Source organism: Viridibacillus sp. NPDC093762 (assembly GCF_050279675.1).
In the GTDB taxonomy this organism is placed as follows: domain Bacteria; phylum Bacillota; class Bacilli; order Bacillales_A; family Planococcaceae; genus Viridibacillus.
In genome coordinates this window covers 1-25,735 of the sequence record NZ_JBNNUK010000017.1, presented here as the reverse complement: position 1 = coordinate 25,735, position 25,735 = coordinate 1, and the positions used below count along the sequence as shown (strand labels likewise).

The following is a 25,735-nucleotide window of genomic DNA, read 5'->3' as shown; positions in this document are numbered from 1 at the left end:
AAGAAAGAGGAAAACAAAATGAATTTAGAAAATGCCATTTGTATGGTTAATAAATACATGAAAGTTAGGCGTATCTATTCGTCAAAAGAAAATATAAGCGTATATAAAGGTTTAATTGGTGGAGTCGATATAGAACATTTTGATTCAGTACCCATAGGAACTCTTCAAATTGAACTGGATATATCGTTTTATCACTTTGAAAACTTTGGTTATGAAAGTATGTACACCTATACAAATAATGAGGATATATTTAACTACCTCGAATTATTAATTGATAAATTGGTAGCTGTATTTTTAGAAATGGACACAGAGGATTTAGATGAAATTGATTTTGAACTCCATAAATTAATTGAAAGTGGATTCTTTGCTACAGACGATTTTTTTATGAAGAGTAAAAAATAATGATTTTCTCTTACTCTCGTCTTTCTTTATACGAAACGTGTCCTTTTCGATTTAAGAAAAAGTATGTAGATGGATATGAAGAAATCGAGACATTACCTCTTGCTCTCGGTAAAGGTGTTCATAAAGCAGCAGAAGAACGACTCCAAGGGGCAATGCTAGAAGATTCTTTAATAAGTGGTTTCATAGAAGCCAACTTTCATCCTGACCTGCAGAAAGATGCAATGGCAAGATTAGTTGCGAAAGTACCAGTGAAGCGTTTAGAGAAGCGAGTATTAGAGATTGAAAAACACTTTCAACTACCTTTAGCCCCAACATTAAATGCACCTATTATACAAGGCTACATTGACCTTTTAACAAAGGATGGTTGCCTGTATGACTGGAAAACAAATAGAGTGCCATACGATGTTACATCAACTCATCAAATGGGTTTGTATGCTTGGGCCGTAAGTAAAATCTTCGGGTACGATACAGTGATCGCCACTTTATCTTTCTTAAGATTCAGGAAGGAAGATAAGTTTAAGTACACAAGACGAGAAATGGAAATTTCCCGTAAGTGGGCTTATGACCTAGCTATTGAAATTGATATGAAAGTAAAAGAAGTAATGATGTTTCCTAAATTAGAAATGGACATATTCGAGTCGAATCCATCAAGTAGATGCGGTACGTGTCCATTTGCTATTGAGTGTTATTACAAAGACGAAAAGAGACTAGAAAAATAAATACAATAATACCTGTTATTTTGTATTGTTGTGCGAAAGGGAGTTTTTAAAGTGATAAATTGCAATTTGACATTAGACCGTACAACCCTTGAGGAAGTGATTGAAATACAGCGTCTTGACTACAACAACCTTACTGTAGATCAGAAACTATCAATAGCAAAAGTAATGGAGTTATTTAATAAACCATTAAAGGAAATACTAGATGATAGTACGACAGACTTACCGTATCGTATTTGTCGTCAGTGCGATAAGGTAATGAATGAAGGCTATGTAATAGATGCAGGTGATACCTATTGTTCAGATGCTTGCTTACACGTTAATATTTCTCAAGAGGAATACTTAGAAATGTACGATGATGGAGAAGGCGACAGCTATTATACAACGTGGGATGAAATAATTATAGATCCCCAGGCTACTGACACTCAACTGGTGGGAGTTATTCCAAAATGCTTAGTTGATCATTACTCTCTTGAATGCGTATCTTTTAATGTATTTATGCCGCCCGGCGTATTAAAGCATTTAGTAAAGAGGGGTCATTGGAGTGATTTTATGACTTACTATCAGGATATACCAGATATGATCGCTAATCCGGATTATGCAGGACAAAATCCAAAGGAACCAAATTCAGTAGAAATATATAAAGTGGTAAACGATCACGTTATATTGCCTATCAAATTGAATAAGGAAAGTGGTTTATTTTTGAGTTCTTTTTTTATTTTAAATAATGGTACTGATAAAATTCAAAAGAGATTACGGATTGGACGAATTCACCCATTTTCATTTTTCATTAAATAAAAAATGTCAATTTTAATTTACATTATAGAGAAAAAGTAATATAATGAAAGTGTTAAGCTAATTAATGGTTATTAATAAAGAATCTTGAATATATTAGATATATAAAAGTTATCTGAGGTGGGAAAGGTTCCCCATGCGCTACCTAGTGGTAGTTACCAGAGATCAAGGAGTGCCGTCCTTGCTTATAACTTTTTAGGTTATAAATCCTCTTCACTTTGAAGGGGATTTTCTTATGTTTCACATAATTAAATAATACAAAAATACTTGTGCTATAGTGTTTTAATTTTTCTCTAGTTAATACATAAAATTAACCCTTCTAAGGCGTCTTAGAATAAATACGACATTGATATCCGACCTACATACCTACATCCAAACGACTTGAAAGGTCCTTTAAAATACAAATTAATAGATTTATAATCTATTAAATTAAAACAGTTGCAAAAAACATGTATAAAGTAACAACTGTAGCCATAAATTTCATATATCCATATACCTTCATTGATATTTGTTTTACTTTTTCCATCCATTTTCTCATGTTCATCTCCTCCATTCTTTTTGAATTTTTATATCATTGATAGTTTTGTTGTAAAATATAACTTTGAGTTGGTTTTAGTCATAATAAATATATCTTGAACATTAGTATCTTGCCTGATAGTTAGAAGGGTTTGAAATTTCCCTTTATATAGATATTATTTGCAAAAAAAATGAATTTAAACCTGCTTTTGCATTGCCAAGAAAATTATTTTTTATACACTATCCAAAAAAGAATTTTCCATGTTTCCCCCTCTGCGACAGGTGCACCTGCCTAGTCTTAAAAAATTACCAATATAAAATGGCTGCTGTAATAGCAACCATTAGAATACATCCATAAGCACATCAAACTCACAGAAAACAGGTATGCATAAAAAAACTTTAACAATGATCGAAGTCCTTAGAATTGTTTCCCCTTTGTATTTGATAATCGTGGCACGTGTCATTAGTAAGCGAGGTTATTGATACGCTATAAATGTTGGTATTTCAATGTTTATTGGGTGTTCTTAGCTATTGATATCACTTCTAACGTACAACTATTTATATGTTAATTTAAACTCTCTTTTATTTAGTTTCAATAAAACTAAGTAGAAGGGAGTTTTTTGTTTGGCTGAAATCATTGAACTGATAGAGGACTTTGAATTAAACCAAAAAGTACAGGAACGTAAAAAGGAATACGTATCACTCTGTAAATATCGTTTAAACCGTTGGCGTAACTATATGGCTGAAAAGTTTAATATTACTGAATTTGAAGAAGTTAAGCCAATACATATTAAACAGTATATTCGTTATTGTCAGCAGTTAGGAAAAGAGAAAGCTATTACGATTAACGGCAGTATAGCCACACTCAGAGTATTCTTTTATGATTTAGTTGAAGAAGAATTTATTGATGAACCAAATAACCCTATAAGGAGAATTAAAAATTTAAAAGAGGTACGTAAAGTAATACATACTTTCACTGATGAAGAAGTGAAGAGGATTTTACGTGATGTAACAGAGTATACCTATTCCAATGTACGTGACAAGTGAACTATTGAAATTAGGGATATAAAGAATGGTGAGATGGTACATTTTAATAATCATTTAAAGGTCGAAGATATAAAGGATAATAAGGACTTTAATTAAGTCATGCACAACCATTCTAAAGTACATAAATCACGTGGTTACTGGATTTATAGTTGTTTAGAGGTATGCCCCAATGTGCGAAATATCGCTTGTATGCCTCTTTTACACAGCCCCTCCCGTAACTTTTTTACACACAATCTACAGTAAATAAAAAAGACGACTTTTAAAGTGTTGCCTGTTGTTCTCTATATTCTTTTAATCGTCTTTTGAATGTAGCAACACTACACCCAGCAAATTCAGCCCCCTCAGGCTGTGACATTGTACCAGCTTCAACCTGTTCAATAGCGTGTAACAAAGCTCCCTCTATAACGTATTTTTTTGACTTCCTACCAAACTTAACACCATTGTCTTTAGCGTTTTTAATACCTTCCTGAGTACGTTCTAAAATCATATCTCTTTCAAACTCAGCAAATGCCCCTAACACATTGAATAATAGCTTAGTCATAGGATTTTCCATGTTTACGGCTGTAAAGATATCCATATTTAGAATATGAACTGCTACACCTCTATTAGTAAGATCAGTGACCACCTTTTCTAGTTGAGATAAAGAACGTGCTATACGGTCAGCCTTTGTGACGATTAACGTATCACCAGCTTTAATAGTGTCTAGTAAGTTGTTTAATTCTTTTTTGTTAGTTTTAGCCCCACTGATCTTTTCTTTATAAATTTTAGTAGCGCCAGCCTCTTTTAAAGCCTTTATTTGAATGTCCAATTCTTGTTTATTAGTTGATACCCTTGCATAGCCATAAAGCATTATGCATTACCCCTTTTTTTATAGATTCTATTTGATACGACTTTTTGATGCTATCTTAATCCTATAATACAGGGCTTTTTATGTAGTGTCAACAAGTGTCAACTTTTTGATACTTTTTGTGTTATCAGAGAAAATAAAAACCCCAACCTTAAAAAGGAAGGGGACTATACAAAAGGTTATGGGATACTATGGGTTACCTAGAAAAGATGAAACGATCATTCTTTATTCTAGGATTTTTACATATTAGATTGGCAATCTGTTAAATGGATCTCGAATAATAGATTCTCGAATAATAGATTTTGTTTTTGTCATGGCAACACCCCCCCTTCACTTTATTTTTAATTTTAAATTGGATCTGAATTTGTAGGTAAGGAACTATCTCCCCCAAAGAATGGGGGATTTCCTATGTACCTCTATTTACGTTCCTTACGGAAAACGGTATATATTGATATGCTGAATGGCCCCGCTGACTCACCAAGCGATTGTATAATCCCATTAAATGAGTCTAGTACATCACTAAGTGAAGCTAGAACATCACTAAGTGAACCCAAGTTTCCACTAACACCCATTACAGTGACCCCGAAAATCAAAAGTACACTAACCAACAATAATCCATTAAATTTTTCCATAGTATCCCATCCTTTTTTTTAAGGGTGAGGCCATGTTTAAACACATCAGATGATGGCTTACGTTCAAGCCACCACCCCGTATAGTACTTATATTATACCCTTAAATTACCTATTTTCCTAGATTCCCTATAAAAATTCACCAATCAATTGTTAACAGATATGATTGACAGTAACAGGGCCAACAACAGCAAGACCTTAACGTCAATCAAATATATCAATGAAAAGTAAGGAATATATTATAGGCCAATACATAAGGCTATATAGAAATATAGATATATATGTAGGCAATATAAGGGCCATAGCAAGGCTATGCAGCCGAAAAGGGATAGAACGGGGAAAAGAAAATGGAATTGAACAGCACAGAAGGCCAGTGAGGCAACAGTAAGGGAAAGGACAACAGAATGAATGAAAGAAAGAGAATGAACGCAAACAAAGAAAGAAAAGAAATGAAATGGAATAAGTGAGATCACGTCTATAGTCCAGTACATCAACCACCTAACCATCTATTATTTATAGGATATTTTAGGAAGGGTATAGAGGGGGACGGGGAGGTACGATATTGAAAGTGTTGATATTGACCTAAATGGAGATCTTGTAGAAAAGTTTATTGAGGTAAAGGGAAGTTCATTAAGTGGAAAAAGAACATTTGATTTCTTTTTAACTGAACGAGAATTGAATGTTGGAATGGAGAAACGCGAGAAATATTATTTAGCGTTTGTTGAATATGTTGGATTTGAAAAGCAGAGGTTTTTTGATGTCATTATTCCATTTGAAGGTTCGTCAAAAGGGAATCTTATAAATAAAAGACCAGTTCTCTTTAAATGTAGTTTTGAAAAAAATTAGAAGTTATTGAAAGGTTCCTATTATATTAGGTACCTTTTATTTTTGTTATGTGATTTACTTCGCTTTAAAATGATTAATGGTTTGCCAAGTACATTGTCATTTTTATCAGATAGCAGACTAAGTCCATTATCGAAAATCGATGCCAGCTCAGCATTCTTATTTTAATAATCGACTCTTCAAATAAAAGGAGACAATAAAATGGTAAATAGGTAGTGTATTAATTGGTAATTATTTTAAATTGGTAATTACTATTTATCTAATGTTAAAATATTTAATACAAAAACCAAAGGAGACTGAACATGAATCTCGATCTATTGGAATCATTACTTGTACATAAAAAAGAAACAGACTACTTAGATTTTAAAAAAACAATATATCGTAAAGAACAATATGAGGAACTTTTAAAAGATGTAATAGGTATGGCTAATGCTCTAGTTGATGGTTCTCGTTATATTGTAATGGGTGTCAAACAAAATGAAAGAGGGACTTGTATAATTCATGGGATTGAAGAACATCACTGCGTCGATCCTTCTACATTCCACCAACTCTTCTTTGAAAACATTGAGCCAACTATTAATTCTGAGGTCCATTATATTTCATATCAGAAACAACTGCTCGCTGTACTAGAAATCAAATCACCTATGCATCAGCCTTATATGATGAAAAAGCAATTCGGAAAACTACATATTGGTGCTTGTTTTGTTCGCCGTAATACCAGCAATGGTTTTGCGTTAAGAAGTGATTTTGAGAGATTTTATAAACAGCAGCCATTTGAGATGCGTATTTTAACACCTATTTTAAGCGCTGTCGATGTTAAGAATGGTTGTGCTTTTCTAGAATGTTCATTCCGTAATTTAACAGATTTCCCTATGACTATTAAAAGTGGCTTGTTAGAGGTCTTAAGTGATAGTAATGTACGTTCAAAACATTATTTATTTGGATACGAGAAAGAATTTTTAGGGACTGATTATCGCTTATATTTAGTTCCTAGGACTGAAATATGTGGGAATTTCCTGTTTGGTTTTAATTCTTCTGATTGCTTACGACTAAATATGGATGAATATGGATGTGCTGATGAAACATTTCAATTTCAATTAACATTAATCGATACGACGGAGAAAGAATACACAACTACAGTTGATAATTGCGATGTATATGCTAAAGGGGATTTTCTATGGAAAGTTAGGGACATGCAAAGGGAATTATAGTAGAAGAAACGCCAAATAAATTTAAGCTACATTTTAAAAAGTAGGCTGAAAGGACCGAATGAATTGGATTCAATAAATACATTTTATGAGTATTGTGTCGAGAGATATTATTCAAAAGTAAATATGCAAAAATTTAAAGAACAATTTAGGGTAAAAACTGAACAAGATTGGAATACATCTTCTCAGGAGTTTTTTTACGTAGCTTGGTTTATTATAAATGAAGCTCCTTCTTATTATTTTGACACTAATGTATATCGTGAAACATTGACCGAATTAGATAAAGTAATTTCAACAGATTCTGATAAATTAAATATTAATAGTGAGATATTGGAACATTTTTATATTGCCTTTGATACGTATAAACAGGTAACAGAAACAATAAATGATTTATCAGATATTAGCATGAATCATCAACTAAAAAATCGACTATATAGGTTACCAACTTACATTTCAATCGTTGAAGGTTGTTTAACTAATTTATATAGAACAATAATATTAATATTAGATCAATACACCGATAAAGATTATAGCGTTCAGAAGAAGTTAAAACCCCTATGTGAAGCATTAAATAAAAATAATTTTGAACACTTAACTGCAGATGTGGATATCGATATCCGAAATTCAATTAACCATGGTGCTGTATTAACTACGGAAGAAGGAAAAAGTATTGGATTCAGGTATACTAGTGGGAAAAGTGTTCAGATGAAAAATCTATATTATTATCAATTTGATAACCTTATTGATTCTGTATACGACACTTGTAGTGGAATCCTTTTGGGGTTATCAGAATTTCTGCTAAAACACACTGATAGTCTTGACCAAAATAGTATCTTATCAAACCAATATGTAGCATTTAATTATTGGGGGTTAAAATTAAGTCTACCTGATATTAGTTGTTTGGGAATTAATGATAATAGTATTGAAAAAAAACAGTTAAATATAAATTTTAAAGTATCGGACACTGATCGAACTTTTCTAATACAAACAGCGCTTGAAATTACTGTACAAATACATGATATTTATCCTGATTATGAAAGATACTTTATTAATTTTGAAAATGACCGGTTACTTTTATCTTGGGTTAGATTTAAAAAATCTGAAATTATTTCTATCTTAAATGATTATACTAATATGGCAAAATGTATCGAAGCTATAATTAAACGTGGAGATATACAAATTGCCAATCCATCCGACGAAGATGTTAATATGTCACAAATAAAATACTATAAGTATCCTAATTATCAGAAAGAGCAATTCCATGTTAAGGAAATTGAAGATGTTAGTCTTGAAGGTCGAAAGAGACTAAAAGCTAGACTTTATATTGGAAATATTGAAGAAAAGCAAGAACTTTTAAAAATTATAAATGAGTCTATTAATTGGATTAAAACAATAAAAAATCCCCCTTCCTCTAAAACAAAAATAAAACATGGAACCATGGATGCAGATTCTATTTATTTGAATGTGTATAAAGACGATAAAAGGAAGGACAAGAACCTTTTACATTCGAATGAAAATTTAGTATGTATGGTTGACTATAACATAGACGGAAGAACTAATATTAAATATGGAGGCATACTTCAAAAACAATGGAATCTTTTTTTTTACGAGAAAAATGGATTATTAGATATTGCTTGGAGAGAAAGAAAATATGTTATAGGTAATAAAGAGCTCAAAGTAGGTAGAAACGATTTGTGCCCCTGTAATAGTGGGGAAAAATTCAAAAAATGTCATGGGAAATAAGATGACATTATCAACTGTATTAGTATTTGGAGTTATTTATTTTTTGTTGTATATATTCGATTGCATTAAGGATTTGCAAGACTTAGGAACTCCCATATCCTTTATCAAGACAAATTAAACCTATTCATATTTTTCAGAAAAGATGTAGTTACCGGAGATCAAGGAGTGATATCCTTACCTATATCTTCTAGACTATAAATCCGCTTCGTTTTGAAGGGGATTTTCTTATGTATTGTTACTTTTTTATCGTTACATATATATTTCTAATAAAATTGATATTCAAGATTAATCTATAAACGTGAGGTTGATTAACTAAATGGAAAGATGGATAAATTTTATAAATGTAGAAAAAACCCTATTGATAGACCTACTATTTCTATTAACATGTATACTTGGGATGTTCTATATCTTTCATATTTACACATTACAGGAAATATGGCATATAGTAATTAATTGGAATTCTAATTGGGAATGGTCAGGTCAGTGGTTTGGACTGTTTGCAATATATTGGATTGAGGTACTGTTTGTAGCTTTGATTTGGGACTTATTCTGGTTCCGATTGAATTATGTTTTCAAATTTTTTTATACGAAACTTACACAATACGCAGTTAAAAGGAAACGGTTATGGCTATTAGTTAAGCTTGTGCGTATCCAATATAGTTTTAATAAATTATCTTATAATATGCGATTTGGGTGGATTTCGTATTCTATCGATCGGAGAAAGGAACTAAGAAATTTTATAGTAAGTTCTACGATATTGGATAATATCAAAACTATGTACGCCAGTATGTTTAGGTTACCAGTAATTTTAGCAATACTATTAACAGTAGTTACGAATGATATGGCAAAAGATATAAAATTATTGATTTTCAAAGAACAACCATGGATTAAAGGAAGTTCATTCTTATGGGAACACTTTACAAAAATTTCTGCATTAGTTGTATTTGTTCTTATTCTTTTCCTTTGGTATTTCGCTAGCAGTAAAGGAGTAATTCGTCGTTCCATTGCGCAGGCAAATCGAAAAAAGTTGGAAGACGTTATTCAATTGCATCGTCATCTCACCAATATTACCATGGAAGTGATTGTTAAAGGATCAGAAAATTTGGAGTATGCTGTTAGGTGTCGTGAATCACTTTTAGACTATTGGACAATTAAACGATATCCATATGCTATAGAATCTCACTTTAATAATGAAAAAAAATTAAGATGGGGCGATAGAGATTCAGATTATATTCTATTTAATGACATCCCAGAAATAATTGAGATTGTAAATGAGTTTAGTAGATTACTCTCTGTAGAAAATCAAAATATTACCTTATGGTTTTCAAGATACCAGTATGAATTGATGAAGGTTTTAACGAAAACTAGAATAAATAAAGTTGAATACTATGAGGAACTTTTGTTCACAAAAAATTGTTTCAGTAGAGTATTTAATCCTAAAAAGCCCCAATTTGAGGATGAATTAGATTTCATAAAAGAAGCAAATAAAGAAATACAGGAAAACAGAAAATTCTTTGAGCGAAATGTATTAAACAGAAATATTATTGAGGGAATTGAATTACTTTACGAACTTTATAGATATTTTCATGCATTAAATCGATTACTACAAGTTGATTCGGATAAGACCGGAAGAATATTAAGAATGTTTACTGGAAAAGAGTAAAATATGCTAATAGAGAAGGGAAAAGAAAACCTTTTCCGCGATTTAGTCTTTTTAACAAAATCTTTTTAACAAAATTGTTTTTGTTAGAGGAGGCTAAATAAGCGAAAAAGCGAGAAGGAGATACAATTTAAACTTTAATACAGACTGTAACCGCTTTATTACATATAAGTAGTTTCCATAAATGGGCATTACTTTTTACTTTGGAGGTTAAAATGACTATCTACAACTTTTACTTTGATGAATCATCTCATGATAGGGCTATTACACATAAAGACGGAAAAGGTTTAAATATATATTTACCTTCTAATAATGATTTATTTGTAGGGCTATTTTGGGGTTTTAAACAAGAAAAAGAACTAGAATATCTTCACCAATATTCAATAATTGAAAGATATCTAAAAACTATATACGGTCTCGATGACAGTCAAGAATTTAAAGGTAGTGTTATTAAGCAAAACAATTTTAAATTTGGTTTTAATTCATTTAAACCAAATACGATAAAGGTTTATTCTAATTTGTTTCAATTACTGGATAGTGAAGAAGTTATATTACATACCCATTTGTATAGTAAAACCGAATATTTAGTTACTCAATACTTTAAAGAAATTAATTTTCCGATGGGTGCAATAAATGAAAAAGCACTTATCTATTCATTAACTAAATTTCTCTTTAATTATAGAAATGAAGAATTTTTATCGGGATTATTTTCAAGTAGTAGCATGAGTTCTAAAGAATTTTTGGAAAAGCTAAAATCAATGCTGAAAACAGTTATTGGAAATATACCTGGTATTAAAAGAAAAGAACACGAATTACCAGCTTTGAAAGAAATGTTAATTATTTTGGAAAGTGCACATATTAAAACCAATCCAAGAGAAAAATATGAATGGGACTACAAACCACTTTTTATTGGTCTAACTAAGTTATTAGAAGAACTAAATATTGATATAAATACGGTAAATCTAAAGATTGATCCAGAAGGAGCAAATAGAATTGTTAATGTTGCAAAGCAACAAGCATTTAAACTAGTTTCCGATGAGGAAGATTCATCTGTAAATGGATTAATAAGAGTAGCTGACCTTCTTAGTAACATGTTTTATCGATTAACATTAGCATTACATGAGTCTTTAAAAGAAGACCCTTTTGTAAATTCTGATGAACATGATTATGCTACTAAACGTATATTAAACGAAGAATGGTTTAATATAAAGAACGAAGAAATATATCAATTATATGTAAGTTTAAATAAAATTCTAAGAACAAATAATGGGAACTATTGGACAACTTTTAGTGGTATCTATTTTGATTATGCTCTATTAGTTTTTTCTTTAATAACTTATATTAGTGAGAACTATGAGAGTTTTAAAGATTTTAAAAGTGTAACAGATAAAGACCATGCAGAATATTTTAATACTTATGTTTCTTTAAGGTTAAAAGATAAATTTCAAGATATTTAAAATTCTTATTGAGCTAACCTGCCCAGATATAGCATTAAATTATCTAGTATTAGTATAAAAAACGTATGAGTAAAGTATTGCATTTCTTCGCATACGTTTTTTTATTTTACAAAATCAGGTTATTAAGTGTTTGTCTCAACTTATAAGTCTATGTTTTTGTACTTTTTTATATACATTTTTAAAAAAAAAAAAATAAAGTTGATCATTTATTGAATCAAGTACAAGAATCTACACTCAAAACTTTACATGTCTATTCCAATTCTCTATAATTATAATCGGAGGGTGATTATGTGGGTAACTATAGGGTTAACGAAGGAGATATTAATGTAATTGTAGCAAGGAATGTAAAGAATTATATTGATGCTGTGGGTAAATCTCAAAAATGGGTTTATGAGCGCAGTGGAATACCAAAAGCTACATTTTATAATTTAATAAAAGGGGAGGGAGATATTAATAAGAGTATTCCAAAATTAAATAAATTATTTCGTATTCAAGATCCATTTTATTTCTACAATGAAAATATTCAATTACCAAGAACTCTTGAAGAACTAGAAGCTGATTCGATTAAGAATTTTTCAGCAGCTAGTTTTAACGGAACAGACAGCGAAGCATTTAGAGAAACTATGACAATTTTAGATGAAATAATTAATATGATTCATACATTAAAAAGTGCCAAAGAGCTAGGTTAAATATAAAACTTTATTTAAAATCTTTTTGATACAGGTAAGATTAATTTTCTTACTATGAAACGCATAAAATAGATTAATGTCGAATATTGCAACATTATACAACTTTGTATTTCTTGTTCAATATTTATATATCCTAGAATTTTAATGATGTTTCGATACTCTTTCAAGGAAGTGAAAACATGATTAATAAAGATAACGTAATTGAAATAATCAATACGAATAAAGATTACTTGCAACAGGTACAAGTTTATGTCGATAAGACGCAAGAAATAGGCATTGCATTCCGATATACGCCTGTTGAAGCAATTAAAAATTATTTAGCAAGAGATGCTAATTTGATAATGTTTCCTAGTGATGACTTAGAATACGGCGGTTTAGTTACTTATAAAAATGGCCGTTATTTTATTCATATAAATACAAATCAACCAAAGACGTATGAAAATTTTATATGGGCACACGAATTTTATCATTACTTTTTTGAAGCTGATAAAATAAAAGCATCCAATGTTCGTACGTTTGCTGATGGAAGTTCACCAAATGAAAATGAACGAATTGCTAACTTATTTGCGTCAGAATTGTTGATTAATAGTGTTATTTTAAAGGCGGTATTTGCAGAAGTACGACAAACTTACGCAGGCGATAAACTTGAAAATCAAGTAATTCGGTTAATACAAACCTTTAAATTACCGTATAAATGTCTTGTGATTAAGTTAGCACAGGATGAGTTAATAACGCTCAATGAAGCGGTAGAAATTATTGATTATGATTACCGTAAGCATTTGCCTAGCGATTTTGACAAGTCCTTATTAACACCAAGTAGAAGTGTTCTATTCGATAGTGTTAGTGAACTATTGGATGATCCAATTGTTAGAGAAAATTTACGAGCCAGTGATTATCAGAGCATTAATACCACGTATTACTCGCATATGAATCATTTAGGAGGGCTCCGAGAAAAAGAGAAGGAGTGAAATTTAAATGGATTCTACCATTTATAAAAATACAATTGACTCATATGTTAAAAGAGGGTTACCAAATTTAGCAGATTTAAAAATTGCTATGCTTGACACAAATGTTTGGACAGACGTGGCAAAAGCGACAAGGGAAAGTGCTGACTATCATAAGTATATATTGCAGCAAATGTTCAAGGACGTTCAATTAGTCGTAATACCCGAAGTTATATTAAGAGAGTGTGCAGGTTCGGGAAAACAAAAAAATATGACGGACAAGGTTTTCAATCAGTTGTATGAGCCTGCTTTCCAAGCCATTTCCGCTCAGAAAGACATTCATGTTGTCACTTTTACTGATATGGAAAATATGATGTTAAATAGTAATGGTGGCAAAAAAGATTATGCACTTCGTGAAGCTTTAATAATTGCAAATGAACTGTTTGACCATAACAGTGATGTAAAAGCTGCATTAGCAACAGTTCAGCAGTTTCATGAGATTGAAGCTGCGTTGACCGTTATATCAGATGATGCTGGTGAACGTGTGTTATTGTTTTTCACTATGTTGTTTTTAAATGAGTATTGGGCGGTAGACGTTTACACTAATGAGGTTGAGGTCTATACGGATCGTATCATTATTGGTCCTAAAGAAAAGTTAAGAGAAGCATTAGGCTCTATAATGATTGAAGAGTTTTATGAAACATATCAAATAAACTCATATGACGTTGTATTGTTTGGTGTAATGGTAGAACATGATTCACAGTGGTCAAAGGCAATTAAACGCGATTTTGTGACTCAATGCCGTAACAATAAAGCTAGAAAAATTCGGATACAATCGAAGGTTGCAAATTATTCCAATGTTGAACATTGTGATAATAATAACCATTTTTTAACGAAATACGAGGCGTGGATAGAAAATTCCATGTCTATAACATTCTGATAAATTACAAGATTCACACACAAAAGAACTCAAGCTGTATTGGTTTGAGTTTTTTTGTGCCCATATTCATTTTTTACCTCCTAGCTGGAATGTTACTGGTATGCTGTGTAACTTCAGTTCTTGTTTTATTCCACGAAAGTCGAGTGAATAGCAGCCATCAAATTGCTCACCGTCAGCTAATTGAATGATACATGGCTGATAGACAACATATTTAGAACGGTCAAGAGTTGAGCATTCAAATATGAAAGAAGCTAATACTTCTGCTTGTCCTTCATAACCTCGTTCATTTTGTTTGACCCACTGGTTGCTAATACACCATTTCGATTGATCGCCTTTACTAGAAGTACTAATAATACGTTCAGCGTCGATAGGAATATGCATTGTTTCCATGTCATCACGTCCAATGTAGTATGAGTTTATTCTATTATATAGTGCATTATCATTTACCGCACGAAAAGTTGTCCATCCAGTATTGTTTTCGCTTTTTTAAACTTCTCCAATAAGTATTGTCCGCTTTTTAAAGTAACAAGGTATATAATTAACTTAATATATAATTCGTTTGCAGCCATGTCCTGAATTAACTCAGATAGAGTACTGTCTAAAACTTAATATGCTTTTTAATTGAATTACAAGATAAAAAGTGGATCTAAGTCAATATCTTGGACACAAAAAAGTTAAGTCAGGCAGTTGCTCGACATAATTTTTCTACTTCATCTGGGGTTAAGTAGTTGATTGCTCCGTGAATTCTTTTGCGATTATACCAACTTTCAATGTACTGAAAGAGTGACAATTTTGCAGTTTCAAAGTTCAAATACCTGTTTCTATAAACTTCTTCTTTTTTCAATGTAGCGTGAAAGGATTCAATACAGGCGTTGTCATATGGACATCCTTTTCTACTAAAAGGTGCAATCATACCGTGGCTCTTTAATTGCTCTTGGAAGGCTTCACTTGTATATTGCGTACCCAAATCCGTATGCACAATGAGCCCTTCAAGGGGCTCTTGACTCTGAACCGCGTTTTCTAAAGCTTGCGTGACTAATTCAACGGTCATTTGACGAGAAAACTTGTATCCAACAATTTTCTTTGAATGAAGATCTAACACTGAAGCCAAATAACACCAACCATCCTTAAATGTGTGAATATATGTAATATCGGCCACCCACTTTTCATTAATTGATGTTGTTTGAAAGTCTTGATTTAAACGATTTTCGCGTTCTTCTACTAAAACTTGAGTTGGCGTTGGTCGATACTTTTTTACGATAGTTGAACGGATTCCAGCACGTTTCATTAGACGCTGTACTCTTTTGATGCTTACTTGAAAGCCTTCTTTACCCAGTAGATAGTGGATTTTAGGTGCTCCATAACGACAGTCACTTGCTTGATGTATTTCATGAATACGTTCTGTAATGTGTTGATTTTCCAAATGATATACCGAAGGTTTTTTATGGGCCGCCTGATAATACGTACTTTTAGGCAACTTAAAACACGGCACATCATTTGAATAGGATAGTGTGCCTTCTCTTCATTAATATGTTCGATAATTTCTTGATCCGTCACTTTTTCGCGAATATGGTCATAGCCTTTTTTGAAATTTCTACCTCTTGTTTCAAGCGTAAGTTTTCTTTCTGTATGGCTGATATATCAGCTGGTGTAAGTGATTCTTTACCTTCAATTGGGGAATGTACTTTAATCCATTTATAGATAGTTACTTCAGTAACACCATATTCGCTGGCAAGTTGATTGACGGGCGTACCAGTGCGATAAATTTCGACGATTGTTTCTTTGAATTCTTGGTTGTAACGTTTTTGTTTCATTACGGACACGTCCTCTCTTAATTTCTAGGATAAGGACTTAACTTCAATGTGTCCATACATCTATACTGACTCCAAAAGTATTGTTTTCAATTAATTTTAAGTGGATTAAATGATAACCATGGTACACGGGATAAAGAAAGATTGCATTTAATAAATAAATTTCTTAAAGTTAAAGTATGGAAAGAAAATTGCTGAACATAGGGCTAAATTATTGTTTGAAAAGTTAATTTAGTGAAAATATATATTTTTTTTATTGAGAAAGGTTGAGTAATAATTGAGTATTAAAAATATTGATGAGTTTTTTCAAGAAAAATTAACCATGTATCCTCACTTAAAAGTAATTAGAGATAATTTGTGGTCTAAAGATGGAAAAAGTCGTGTTTCGGTAATGGTAGGTGCAGGATATAGCTTGAATGCTAATAAAATTGAAGAAAATTTTTCAGGAATAGCTCTTTGGAATGATTTAAAGAAAATGTTAACGGAAAATCTTAATCATCATTTAGATATTGAATATAAAGATGTTCTTGAAATAGGACAACTATATGAAGAGGAATATGGAAGAGCAAGTCTAGATGAGGTATTGAAAGAGGCTATACCTGATGATAATTATGAGCCGGATTCATTGCATTATAAATTGCTAAATCTTCCTTGGGCAGATATTTATACTACAAATTATGATACTTTATTAGAACGTGCTAAAAGAAATGTATATGAGCGTAACTATCAAGTTATTTATGATGTAAATGATATACCAAATTCAACTTCGCCTAGAATTATAAAATTACACGGCAGTTTTCCATCTAATAGACCGTTTATTTTTACTGAAAATGATTATGAAAGTTATCCTAAACGGTTTAGTCCATTTGTTAATATGGTTCAGCAATCAATTATGGAAACTACGTTTGTGTTAGTAGGTTTCTCTGGCGATGATCCGAATTTTGAAAGATGGACGACTTGGGTTAGAAATAATTTAGGTGACCAGATGCCTAAAATATATATGATTGGATATGGTCAAAGAAGTCGACAAGGATACTTGAAGTCCATAGGAGTTACATTAATTGATTTTGAGGAAATATATTCATTAGAAAAAAATCCGTATAAAGAAATGTTCACAGATTTATTTGAATTCCTCTCTTATAAAAATAGAGAAGAGAAGACTAAATGGCCTTATAAAGCATATAGAAAGATTAAATTAAGTTTAGAAGATTTACAGTATAACAGAGAGAGTTTCCCAGGATGGGTAGTTATGCCAGATGACATTAGACGCTCCAATGCTGAAAGTATTAGATTCTTTGCAAATAAGAAAATTAATAGCATTGCCACTTTAAAGAATGGAACAGATTTTAAATACTTAAACGAGTTGCTTTGGTGCTATGATCAGTTTTATATACCTTTGGTATCCGAAACTCATAAAAAATTGAAAGATTTGATTGAAGAAATAGGAAATGATTTAGATAATAATTTTAATAATATTTTATTAGTTTTATTAAAAGAAGCTAGATTAGATTGTAATAAAGAAGAATTTTATAAATATAAGGATTTATTAGAAAATACAGAGTCTAAAAAACTACACCGCCATAGAATTATTCATGAAGAGTTACTTTTTAATTTAGCTTTTAATAACATAGATAAAGTTGAAGAGAAATTAAATGTATGGCAGGTTGGAGAAAAGGAAATAGAATGGGGAATAAAAAAAGCAGCTATACTTATAAAAATTTCTAGAAAAGAGGCAGCAAAAGAAATTCTTGAAGAATATCTACAAACTATTAGAAATTTATTAGCGATACAGAGTGATGAATATCGATTGTTATCTTTAGAAAGTATTGCTCTAAGTCTTTTAAAGAAAATTAATAATGAGAGGGACTATGGTTATGATAGACTTAGAAATTTAAACTTAAAAAATTGTAATGTTGGTAAAGAATTCTATAATATGTTAATCTCGGTAAAAAAATATGAGTATACATTGGGGACTAAAGAAACACCAGGATTTGATCCAGGAAAAGGTAAAATTTCTTCAAGTATGGGGGACTATTTTAAACAAGAGCTTTTAGATTCATATGCTATTTTACAAATTGAAGAATTATTTAATCTTACAATAAGTGATAGATTCCAATATGAACTATCTTTAAAAAACTTGGAAATTCAATATCCACTGTATTCTCAAATTAAGAGAATACAACATGTAACTGTAAAGAAAATGGATGAATTTTTTTCAAGGGAGTTCGTTTATAAATTAGATGAAAATAATTTAAAAATTCTTGTGGAGATGCTAAAGGATACTATCAAACAGGAAACTACTTCAATTATCAATGTAGATGTTGCACTAGAAATAATTTCACGTATCTATTTCGCTTTATCTCAAGAAACAAAGCAAGATATAGATTTAAAGATTATTAGTTTTATAAATAATGAAGATAATTTTAAAGATAATGTGAAAAATATTTTAGAGAATTTAATTGAAAGGTTAATGTTTGATAAGAATAAAGAAGAGCAAAAATTATTTTGTGAACAATTAATTGAATCAAATATATTTAGTCAATGGAATACTGATAAAAGTCTTTATATGCATGAATTTTTTGAGCCTTTATTAGTCCCTTTTTCTAAAAGAAAAGATATTTGTAATTTGGTGATTTCTGAGAATAAAATTTTAGAAATGCTTAGATATATTAAAGAAGGTGTAGATAGAAGTAAAAAAGAAAGTGCATTGATTAGAATGACTTTCCTTGAAGAAACTAAGAGTCTTTCTGAAACAATTAGAAATGAATTCATCGAAGTAATAAAAGAATTAAAAAAGAATAGTGAACAAGGAATTAGCGATTTTATATTTAATGCTGTATTCGATAAAATAATTAACTCAAAGTCTGAAATTAGTGAGAATGGTATAGAGTTCTTTTTATCTAAAGAAATTCCTACGTTTTATAATTATAATAAAGGGTTTAAAGGATTTACGCTTTCCAGTAATGTAGCGGTATATGATTACTATAATGAGCTATACGGGATATTCCCAGATTATATTGGAAAGCAAAAAAGAAAAATACCTGATAGTCGATTTTATAAAGAGTGGCTTAATAAATTTTATAAGTGGTGGGATAGTCAAGAAAAGGGATTACTTCGAGATATCAAAGAGGATAATGGTTTCTTGTATGTACGAGACTATTTAAAAACAGCAGTTCTTGGTTTGAAAAATAATATCCTATCTGTGGTTCCAATAGATGCTTTAGACGATAGAGATATAGAAAAAATAAAAGAGATTTTTAATAAAATTGATGAGAGTAGGCCTGATTTATCTTTATATTTGTTCCCAAGTTTTGAACGTTTAAAAATACCTACTAATTATTCTTTAATGGATATAGTGAACTGTTTAAAATCAAAAGATCAGTCTAAAGTGGACGTAGCTACACATTGTACTTATGATTATTTAGTATTAATAAATAGTAAAGAGATATTAGGCGATGGTGATGCTTTGAAGAAAGAATTATTTAATATGCTACATTATGGCTCTGATGAAATTTTTAAAAATGCTGCAGATACTCTAAAATATTGTATGAAAAATATTCCTTCTATTTTTAGTGAAAATGAATGTAAGTTATTACTAGAGTTTTTAAATGATTTCATAAGCTTGATAAAAAAAGAAAAAATAATAATTTCTACATTGAAAAATTTTGAAGTATTATCAAGTGTTGTGGCACTCGCAGTTTATCTATATCAAAATCAAACATTAAGTACTAAAGAGAATTTTGATGAGTGGGATGAATTTATAAAAAATCATCGTTTACCAGAGATAAGAAAATATAGAGACTTGCTGATTGGAAATTAAACATTATTATCTAAATTTTTATAAAACTGACCTTTTTATTAATAATTTCTAAATTTAATTTATCCAGACATTTTGATCAAATTTTTTCAAAATGTCTGGGTTTTTTCTATTATAAATTTAACGTTTACTGTGGTTAGTGGGACAATTACACTTAAATTAATAAAAATATACTTGTGTTTTTGTATTTTTATAGAAGTCGGGTCACTCCCACATTTTAACGAAAACATATGCTAAGCAAAACCTAAGCGTACGGATGAACCTATTCTAGTTTTATCATTACCCATTATCTCCATTCTCGATTCATCTCAGAGTGTTTCAGAAACATACAAATTTATGAAATTATTCAAACCTATAATTAAAAGTGTTTTATTTATCCTTTTATAGAAATCGAGAAAGTATTAAAATTTTATGCCCTTTATAGCTATTAAAATAATTAACTATTATGATTAAGTTTTCGTAAAGAATTTTACTAGTTCCGAGAATGGTATGTTTTAAGAACTGGTATTAATTTGGAATGTAAAATGTTAAACTATTAAAAAAGATAACAATATTTAATTACATACTTGTCCATATTGCGATAAAAGGGATTTAGATGAAGGAGCGTGAAAATATGTCATCTCAAAATAACGTAATACATCAAAGTGCATTTTTAAATCGAAAACGCCACCAAGATCGTCAACAAGAAATTATCGCTTTTGAAAACGAAATACCTTCAGCTTATCAAAGTGATATTCGAGCGTATCAAAAATATCTTGTTACCACTGATCAAACTACATCAAAAGAGTCTATGTATGATTTTTTAGACTATTGTATTAAGGAGCAGCGTATTAAGAGCAGCACATTCGAAAAACGCATCTGCGCATTAAAACGCTATATAATAGTAGAAACTCAAAATGTTTTTCAAAATGATGATGATTTTAAGCGTGAAATAAAGTATCTAAGAAGTTTGTTTAAACAAGAAGAATATAGTAAGCAAACTATTCGAAAAGGAAAAAAAGCATTACCTATGGATGAATTAATGAAGAAGATAAATAAACTTAGTTTACGTGCAAAAGCTATATGCTTAGTTAATCTAATTACAGGTAACCGCCCGAGTGAAATGGTTCGTATACAAATAAAAGACTTTGATTTAGATAATTTATCAGTGAATGTTTACTTGAAGAAGCAGAAGATATATGAAGAAAAAAGGCTGACTCTAGATACTGTTATGGCGATTCAGGAGTATATAAAAAAATACAACTTGCATCCTAAAGATTATTTAATTGGTAGTATCCTTTCTAATGGAAATCACGAGAAATATATAAGTAGAGAAATTTCAACAAGAGCTTATTTGAACGATTTAAAAAAATGGACAGGTTTTACTGCATACAATTTTCGCAAAACATTAGTCTCAGATATGCATGAAAGGGGAGCAGATTTAGCGACAATTGCAAAACAAACAGGTCACAAATCAATTAAGACAATAAATGATCACTACTTGAAAGTATCGAATCGTACCGTCGATAAATTTCTACCTTAAATCAATTTAAAAGAGTGAGAATAGATAACGGGACTGACCCCAAAAGTATAGACAAATAAAAAAAGCATCTTCGTTTGAATTCGGGTATAGATACCTAAATTTCAATTAGGAGGTGCTTTTTCTATGGGCACAAGAGTGAGTTATCCATACGAAGTGAAAATGAAGGCTATTGAAATGCGATTATCTGGTATTTCAACGAAACAAGTTTTAATTGAATTAAATATACGAAATAAAACACAAGTGGAAACATGGTTACGTTGGTTTAAAAATGGAGAAATACATCGATTTGAACAGCCTGTAGGTAAACAGTATACCTTTAATAAAGGTCCTGAATATAAGAATAAACAAACAAAATTAGAAGTGGAAAATCGTTATTTGAAGCAACAAATTGAGGTTTTAAAAAAGTACGCAGAGTTGGAGAGGAAGTGGTTGGAGAAGTAGCTGTACAGTTAGTGGAGTCTTTAAAAGAAACGATGTGTGTGAAGGATATATGTACACATATAGGAGTTACACGATCTACCTACTATCGTTGGAAACAGGCATCTACCGATGTAAAATCTCGTCAATCAATTGAGCGACGTATTGGTGAACTTTGTCGTAAACATAAATTTCGATATGGTTATCGAAAAATTACTGCACTCTTACGCCAAGAACTACGAGTAAATCATAAAGTCGTGCAACGCATAATGCAAAAATATGGTTGGCAGTGTCGAGTGAAAGTAAAGAAACGTAAAAAAAATGGACAACCTTGTCACATTGCAGATAATTTATTGAACCGTAATTTCGAGGCAACTGCACCTTTACAAAGACTCGTAACCGATATTACTTACTTGCCATTTGGTCAAAAACAATTGTATCTTTCAAGTATTCAAGATTTATATAATGGGGAGATTATCGCCTATTCGATTGGTGATTGCCAAGATACTGATTTCGTATTGAATACATTATCTCAATTAGATACTTTACCCGAAAGGGGTACGCTGCATAGTGATCAAGGTTCGGTGTACACGTCTTATCGATATCAACAAGCTGTTAAAGGAAAAGGCATTATCATGAGCATGTCCCATAAAGGTACGCCAGCTGATAATGCCCCTATCAAATCGTTTCATTCTGTCTTAAAGTCTGAAACGTTCTACTTAGACAATTTAAGGAGTACTACGACTGCAATCGTAGTACAAACTGTCAAAGACTATATAAAGTATTATAACTATATCCGAATACAAGCGAAACTAAACAACCAGTCGCCGGTACAATACCGTCAACTGATGGGTTGATCCCTGTCTTAAATACAGGGGTCAGTCCCCAACACACCCGCACGCTTTTTTATATCTTTAAAATAACATGATGAAAATGCTATATCCTTATAAACTATTCACTTGACCTTCAAATGTAGACTAGCGAGGTATATACAAAACGTGTTTTGAATTATATCACTTGTTTTTTTGGGACGGGATTATTAAAATTCATTTAGTTTTGTTCAAATACTATAAAACCAAGCCAGTAGGTCATCATTTATTGTGCTAGCTCTTTTTTTGCACTCTAAGTCCATATTGTGTAGTAAGTTAATTGTACTTATTGAATTAACAGGTGCATTAGTTTAAGAGAATTAGGCTGCTGTATGTAGTTCTTTTCATATTCAACTAACGGGTGCTTTAGTAAAGATCTTTGAGCTGTTCAGACAGCTCTTATTCAACTAACGGGGCAGGTTAATTGAAGAAGTACAAAATAAAAAGACCAATAAGTGGTCTTTTTTAAAGGGAAATATCAACAGTATCTCCCGTGCAAATTAAATCGTGTGTATGGGAGATACTGTTGGAAAATTAAATTACCTTTTCTCCACTTATGTCATAAATGTGGATTTCTACTAATACATTTTCTTTTTTTAGTGTTTCAATTTCTTTTTCAAGTACCTTTCGTAATTCTTTATCAATTTCTTTTCCATAACTAATACTCGTATCATCATTTGGACGAATATTTGTCAATATACTTAAGCCTACGAAATTGGGTTCTATTTCTTTCAAAACTCTTTGAACTTTTTCATAACCTTGGTCTTTAAGTAATCTTCGTATTTTTTCTTTATTTAATTCATTATATTGTTTATCTGTTTCAATGGAATACGTAAAACTTTTATTGATATAGACTGAATAATCTTTATAAATTGTTTTTCGTATTGCCTCTTGAGTAGCTTTTGTGATATTTTTTTCATTTTCATCTATATAGCTTTGTCTTCCTGCGATCCCTACGTCCAATCTTTCTTCATTGAAACTTAAACCAATTGAGATTTTATAAGGAATATTTTCTTCTTTCAGCTTAGTTCTTATAGCGTGAGCAGCCTTCTTATTGTTCTCTGATTTGAGCTCTTGCTCTTTCTGATTCGTCGAGGCTTCAACATGAACTTGAAACTGATGGATAAACCATCCACCACTGGTCACTAAAAAAAGAAGTATACCTAATCTTTTAATTACGATCTTCATATATTACACCTCCAATAATTCGCGAAGCAAATGTTTCATTGGCAATTGCATAGTTTTCAAATCCAACTTTATCTAAATCAGTATAATCGTTGATTGAGCCTTTAATTTTAGTACCTCTTCGGGTTAAATCGCTATCTTCCATACCTCCAATTTTTAAAGTTAACTAAAGATTCCCCTGATTTTTGTTATGTATACTTAGATGGTGAACAAATTTGAATATTGAACTAACGGGGCAGGTTAGTTCAATAAGAAATGTTATAATAGACGCTACTAAAGAAGGTGGTCATTCAAATGAAAAACTGGCTTGAACTATCCAATACAGAGGATGAAAAAGTGTGGAATAAAATATATGACGAATTGAAGTTTGAACCAAGCATAGCCAATTTCCCATCTTTTAAAGTACCACCCCCTTTTATTACCTACGATATCTCACTCTACTTTGGCAAATATAAATGCTTGGATGCCTATGATGACTTGGAAGAAAAAGCATTACTTGCTTTTCAAGAATGTACGTCAGTAGATGAATATATGTATGCATTAGATTGGCAGCATGAATGTTATTGGATAAATCCCTATCTAGAATTTCAAAAAAACGAATTCGATGAATGGACAGTACCGATTTTCCCAAATGGCGATTATTACTTCTTTATTCATAAGGATTTTGAATGGGGATATTTAGGACACCCTTGGGAAAAAACTATAACTATTTTCGGAAAAGAATTAATAGAAGGTTTTGAAAAACATCGACCACAAATGTTTCAAAAAATAGTACGTCAGGGGTAATGTAGGCTTTGTTCGACTAACGTGGCAGGTTAGTTGAAGAAGGAAATTACGTTTTATAAGGTGAACTTATACAATATAGAAAACGGGTGATTATAATGATTATTTGGATAAATGGGGCATTTGGTTCTGGGAAAACTCAGACTTCATACGAATTAAAAAGAAGGATTCCTAATTCCATTGTCTATGATCCAGAAAATATAGGTTTTTTTATTAACAGGAATATACCCAAAGAAATTAACAAAGGAGATTTCCAAGATTATAGTATCTGGCGAGAGTTAAATTACACTACTTTAAAATATATAGATAGTGAATATGACGGGGTTATCATTGTTCCAATGACCTTAGTAAATCCACAGTATTTTGAAGAAATTGTAGGGAAACTTAGGGATGATGGAGTGAAAGTCAATCATTTTGTACTTTGGGCTTCTAAGGGAACATTACAAAGGAGATTACGAAGCAGGGGTGAGAGAAAAAATTCATGGGGGGAAAAACAAATAGATAGATGTATTCAAGGGTTATCAAATGATATATTTAAACATCGAATAGAAACTGATAAATTGACAACTGAGAGTGTAGTGGAAACAATTGCATCCATGTTAGACATTCATTTACTCGATGACAACAGAAATAAATTCAAGAAAAGATTGGACAGAATTAAAACGCAAATAAAACATATACGATTTATAAATTAAATAGGTTACTTTCTTCAACTAACGGGTGCTTTACTTCAATTAGGAGTAGAGCCTTTTTCTTATTGAACTAACGGGGGAGATTTGTTCAATAGCCGTATGGAAATGATATAATATGGATTTGAAGTATTTCTATAAAGGATGGTTATTGTTGAGCTTAGAAATTGGATTTATACCTAAAGGATGGATTTCAGATATACCCA

Annotated in this window: 22 protein-coding genes and 1 pseudogene; 17 read left to right on the top strand and 6 right to left on the bottom strand. The window is 31.0% G+C overall.

Annotated features, from left to right (window positions below; all coding sequences use genetic code 11):
* The first annotated feature begins 18 nt into the window (after nt 1–18).
* From ACQKM9_RS17215 to ACQKM9_RS17200, 4 genes are all read left to right on the top strand, one after another.
* Nucleotides 19–402 (top strand): hypothetical protein, encoded by a 384-nt coding sequence (locus ACQKM9_RS17215; RefSeq protein WP_427735599.1) that lies wholly within the window; start codon nt 19–21, stop codon nt 400–402.
* On the top strand, nt 402–1,121 hold the full coding sequence (locus tag ACQKM9_RS17210) for a PD-(D/E)XK nuclease family protein (protein ID WP_427735597.1): 720 nt from the start codon (nt 402–404) through the stop codon (nt 1,119–1,121). Before ACQKM9_RS17215 ends, ACQKM9_RS17210 begins: the two co-directional genes overlap by 1 nt.
* 51 nt (nt 1,122–1,172) lie before the next feature.
* Nucleotides 1,173–1,916 carry a hypothetical protein gene (locus tag ACQKM9_RS17205; protein WP_427735596.1) on the top strand — a complete coding sequence of 248 codons (744 nt, stop codon included), beginning with the start codon at nt 1,173–1,175 and terminating at the stop codon, nt 1,914–1,916.
* A gap of 1,137 nt (nt 1,917–3,053) precedes the next feature.
* Nucleotides 3,054–3,476, top strand: a complete 423-nt coding sequence (locus tag ACQKM9_RS17200) for a tyrosine-type recombinase/integrase (protein WP_427735595.1) — start codon at nt 3,054–3,056, stop codon at nt 3,474–3,476.
* A gap of 259 nt (nt 3,477–3,735) precedes the next feature.
* Here ACQKM9_RS17200 and ACQKM9_RS17195 read toward each other — a convergent pair whose 3' ends face one another.
* Both ACQKM9_RS17195 and ACQKM9_RS17190 read right to left on the bottom strand, forming a co-directional pair.
* Nucleotides 3,736–4,326 (bottom strand): recombinase family protein, encoded by a 591-nt coding sequence (locus ACQKM9_RS17195; protein WP_427735594.1) that lies wholly within the window; start codon nt 4,324–4,326, stop codon nt 3,736–3,738.
* A 413-nt stretch (nt 4,327–4,739) separates the two neighbouring features.
* Nucleotides 4,740–4,955: a hypothetical protein gene (locus ACQKM9_RS17190; RefSeq protein WP_427735593.1), complete on the bottom strand. Its 216-nt coding sequence runs from the start codon at nt 4,953–4,955 to the stop codon at nt 4,740–4,742.
* Nucleotides 4,956–5,513: 558 nt separating this feature from the next.
* Here ACQKM9_RS17190 and ACQKM9_RS17185 point away from each other — a divergent pair.
* The 8 genes from ACQKM9_RS17185 to ACQKM9_RS17150 all read left to right on the top strand — a co-directional run bounded on the left by ACQKM9_RS17185 (nt 5,514) and on the right by ACQKM9_RS17150 (nt 14,436).
* Complete coding sequence (locus ACQKM9_RS17185) at nt 5,514–5,798, top strand: protein NO VEIN domain-containing protein (protein ID WP_427735662.1); 285 nt, start codon at nt 5,514–5,516, stop codon at nt 5,796–5,798.
* A gap of 299 nt (nt 5,799–6,097) precedes the next feature.
* A complete protein-coding gene (locus ACQKM9_RS17180) occupies nt 6,098–7,006 on the top strand; it encodes an AlbA family DNA-binding domain-containing protein (RefSeq protein ID WP_427735592.1) in 909 nt (302 codons plus the stop codon).
* A gap of 123 nt (nt 7,007–7,129) precedes the next feature.
* Nucleotides 7,130–8,746 (top strand): YecA family protein, encoded by a 1,617-nt coding sequence (locus tag ACQKM9_RS17175; protein ID WP_427735591.1) that lies wholly within the window; start codon nt 7,130–7,132, stop codon nt 8,744–8,746.
* Nucleotides 8,747–9,503: 757 nt separating this feature from the next.
* Entirely contained in the window at nt 9,504–10,409 is a 906-nt protein-coding gene (locus tag ACQKM9_RS17170) for a hypothetical protein (protein WP_427735590.1), read from the top strand.
* A 212-nt stretch (nt 10,410–10,621) separates the two neighbouring features.
* Nucleotides 10,622–11,863, top strand: coding sequence for a hypothetical protein (locus tag ACQKM9_RS17165; protein WP_427735589.1), 1,242 nt, complete (start codon nt 10,622–10,624; stop codon nt 11,861–11,863).
* Nucleotides 11,864–12,153: 290 nt separating this feature from the next.
* Nucleotides 12,154–12,552, top strand: a complete 399-nt coding sequence (locus ACQKM9_RS17160; protein WP_427735588.1) for a hypothetical protein — start codon at nt 12,154–12,156, stop codon at nt 12,550–12,552.
* Between the two features lie 179 nt (nt 12,553–12,731).
* The gene (locus tag ACQKM9_RS17155; RefSeq protein WP_427735587.1) at nt 12,732–13,520 is read left to right on the top strand and encodes an ImmA/IrrE family metallo-endopeptidase; all 789 of its coding nucleotides are present in this window, start codon (nt 12,732–12,734) and stop codon (nt 13,518–13,520) included.
* A 7-nt stretch (nt 13,521–13,527) separates the two neighbouring features.
* A complete protein-coding gene (locus ACQKM9_RS17150) occupies nt 13,528–14,436 on the top strand; it encodes a hypothetical protein (RefSeq protein WP_427735586.1) in 909 nt (302 codons plus the stop codon).
* 66 nt (nt 14,437–14,502) lie between these two features.
* Here the strand turns inward: ACQKM9_RS17150 and ACQKM9_RS17145 are convergent, their stop codons facing one another.
* Entirely contained in the window at nt 14,503–14,826 is a 324-nt protein-coding gene (locus tag ACQKM9_RS17145; RefSeq protein ID WP_427735585.1) for a hypothetical protein, read from the bottom strand.
* A gap of 289 nt (nt 14,827–15,115) precedes the next feature.
* Nucleotides 15,116–16,250 (bottom strand): annotated as a pseudogene (locus ACQKM9_RS17140) (IS3 family transposase).
* Between the two features lie 274 nt (nt 16,251–16,524).
* Here ACQKM9_RS17140 and ACQKM9_RS17135 point away from each other — a divergent pair.
* From ACQKM9_RS17135 to ACQKM9_RS17125, 3 genes are all read left to right on the top strand, one after another.
* Nucleotides 16,525–20,067 (top strand): SIR2 family NAD-dependent protein deacylase, encoded by a 3,543-nt coding sequence (locus tag ACQKM9_RS17135; protein WP_427735584.1) that lies wholly within the window; start codon nt 16,525–16,527, stop codon nt 20,065–20,067.
* Between the two features lie 592 nt (nt 20,068–20,659).
* On the top strand, nt 20,660–21,586 hold the full coding sequence (locus ACQKM9_RS17130; RefSeq protein WP_427735583.1) for a tyrosine-type recombinase/integrase: 927 nt from the start codon (nt 20,660–20,662) through the stop codon (nt 21,584–21,586).
* Between the two features lie 123 nt (nt 21,587–21,709).
* Nucleotides 21,710–22,860 (top strand): IS3 family transposase gene (locus ACQKM9_RS17125; RefSeq protein WP_427735582.1). Its coding sequence is split into 2 segments (ribosomal slippage): nt 21,710–21,983 and nt 21,983–22,860, totalling 1,152 coding nucleotides; the frame shifts between segments, so codons are not numbered across the junction.
* A 546-nt stretch (nt 22,861–23,406) separates the two neighbouring features.
* Here the strand turns inward: ACQKM9_RS17125 and ACQKM9_RS17120 are convergent.
* On the bottom strand, nt 23,407–24,060 hold the full coding sequence (locus ACQKM9_RS17120) for a hypothetical protein (protein ID WP_427735581.1): 654 nt from the start codon (nt 24,058–24,060) through the stop codon (nt 23,407–23,409).
* Nucleotides 24,044–24,202, bottom strand: coding sequence for a hypothetical protein (locus ACQKM9_RS17115; RefSeq protein ID WP_427735580.1), 159 nt, complete (start codon nt 24,200–24,202; stop codon nt 24,044–24,046). Before ACQKM9_RS17115 ends, ACQKM9_RS17120 begins: the two co-directional genes overlap by 17 nt.
* A 149-nt stretch (nt 24,203–24,351) precedes the next feature.
* Between ACQKM9_RS17115 and ACQKM9_RS17110 the strand changes: the two genes are divergently transcribed.
* Both ACQKM9_RS17110 and ACQKM9_RS17105 read left to right on the top strand, forming a co-directional pair.
* Complete coding sequence (locus ACQKM9_RS17110) at nt 24,352–24,843, top strand: DUF2716 domain-containing protein (RefSeq protein ID WP_427735578.1); 492 nt, start codon at nt 24,352–24,354, stop codon at nt 24,841–24,843.
* A gap of 95 nt (nt 24,844–24,938) precedes the next feature.
* Entirely contained in the window at nt 24,939–25,535 is a 597-nt protein-coding gene (locus ACQKM9_RS17105) for an AAA family ATPase (protein ID WP_427735577.1), read from the top strand.
* Nucleotides 25,536–25,735: the final 200 nt, after the last annotated feature.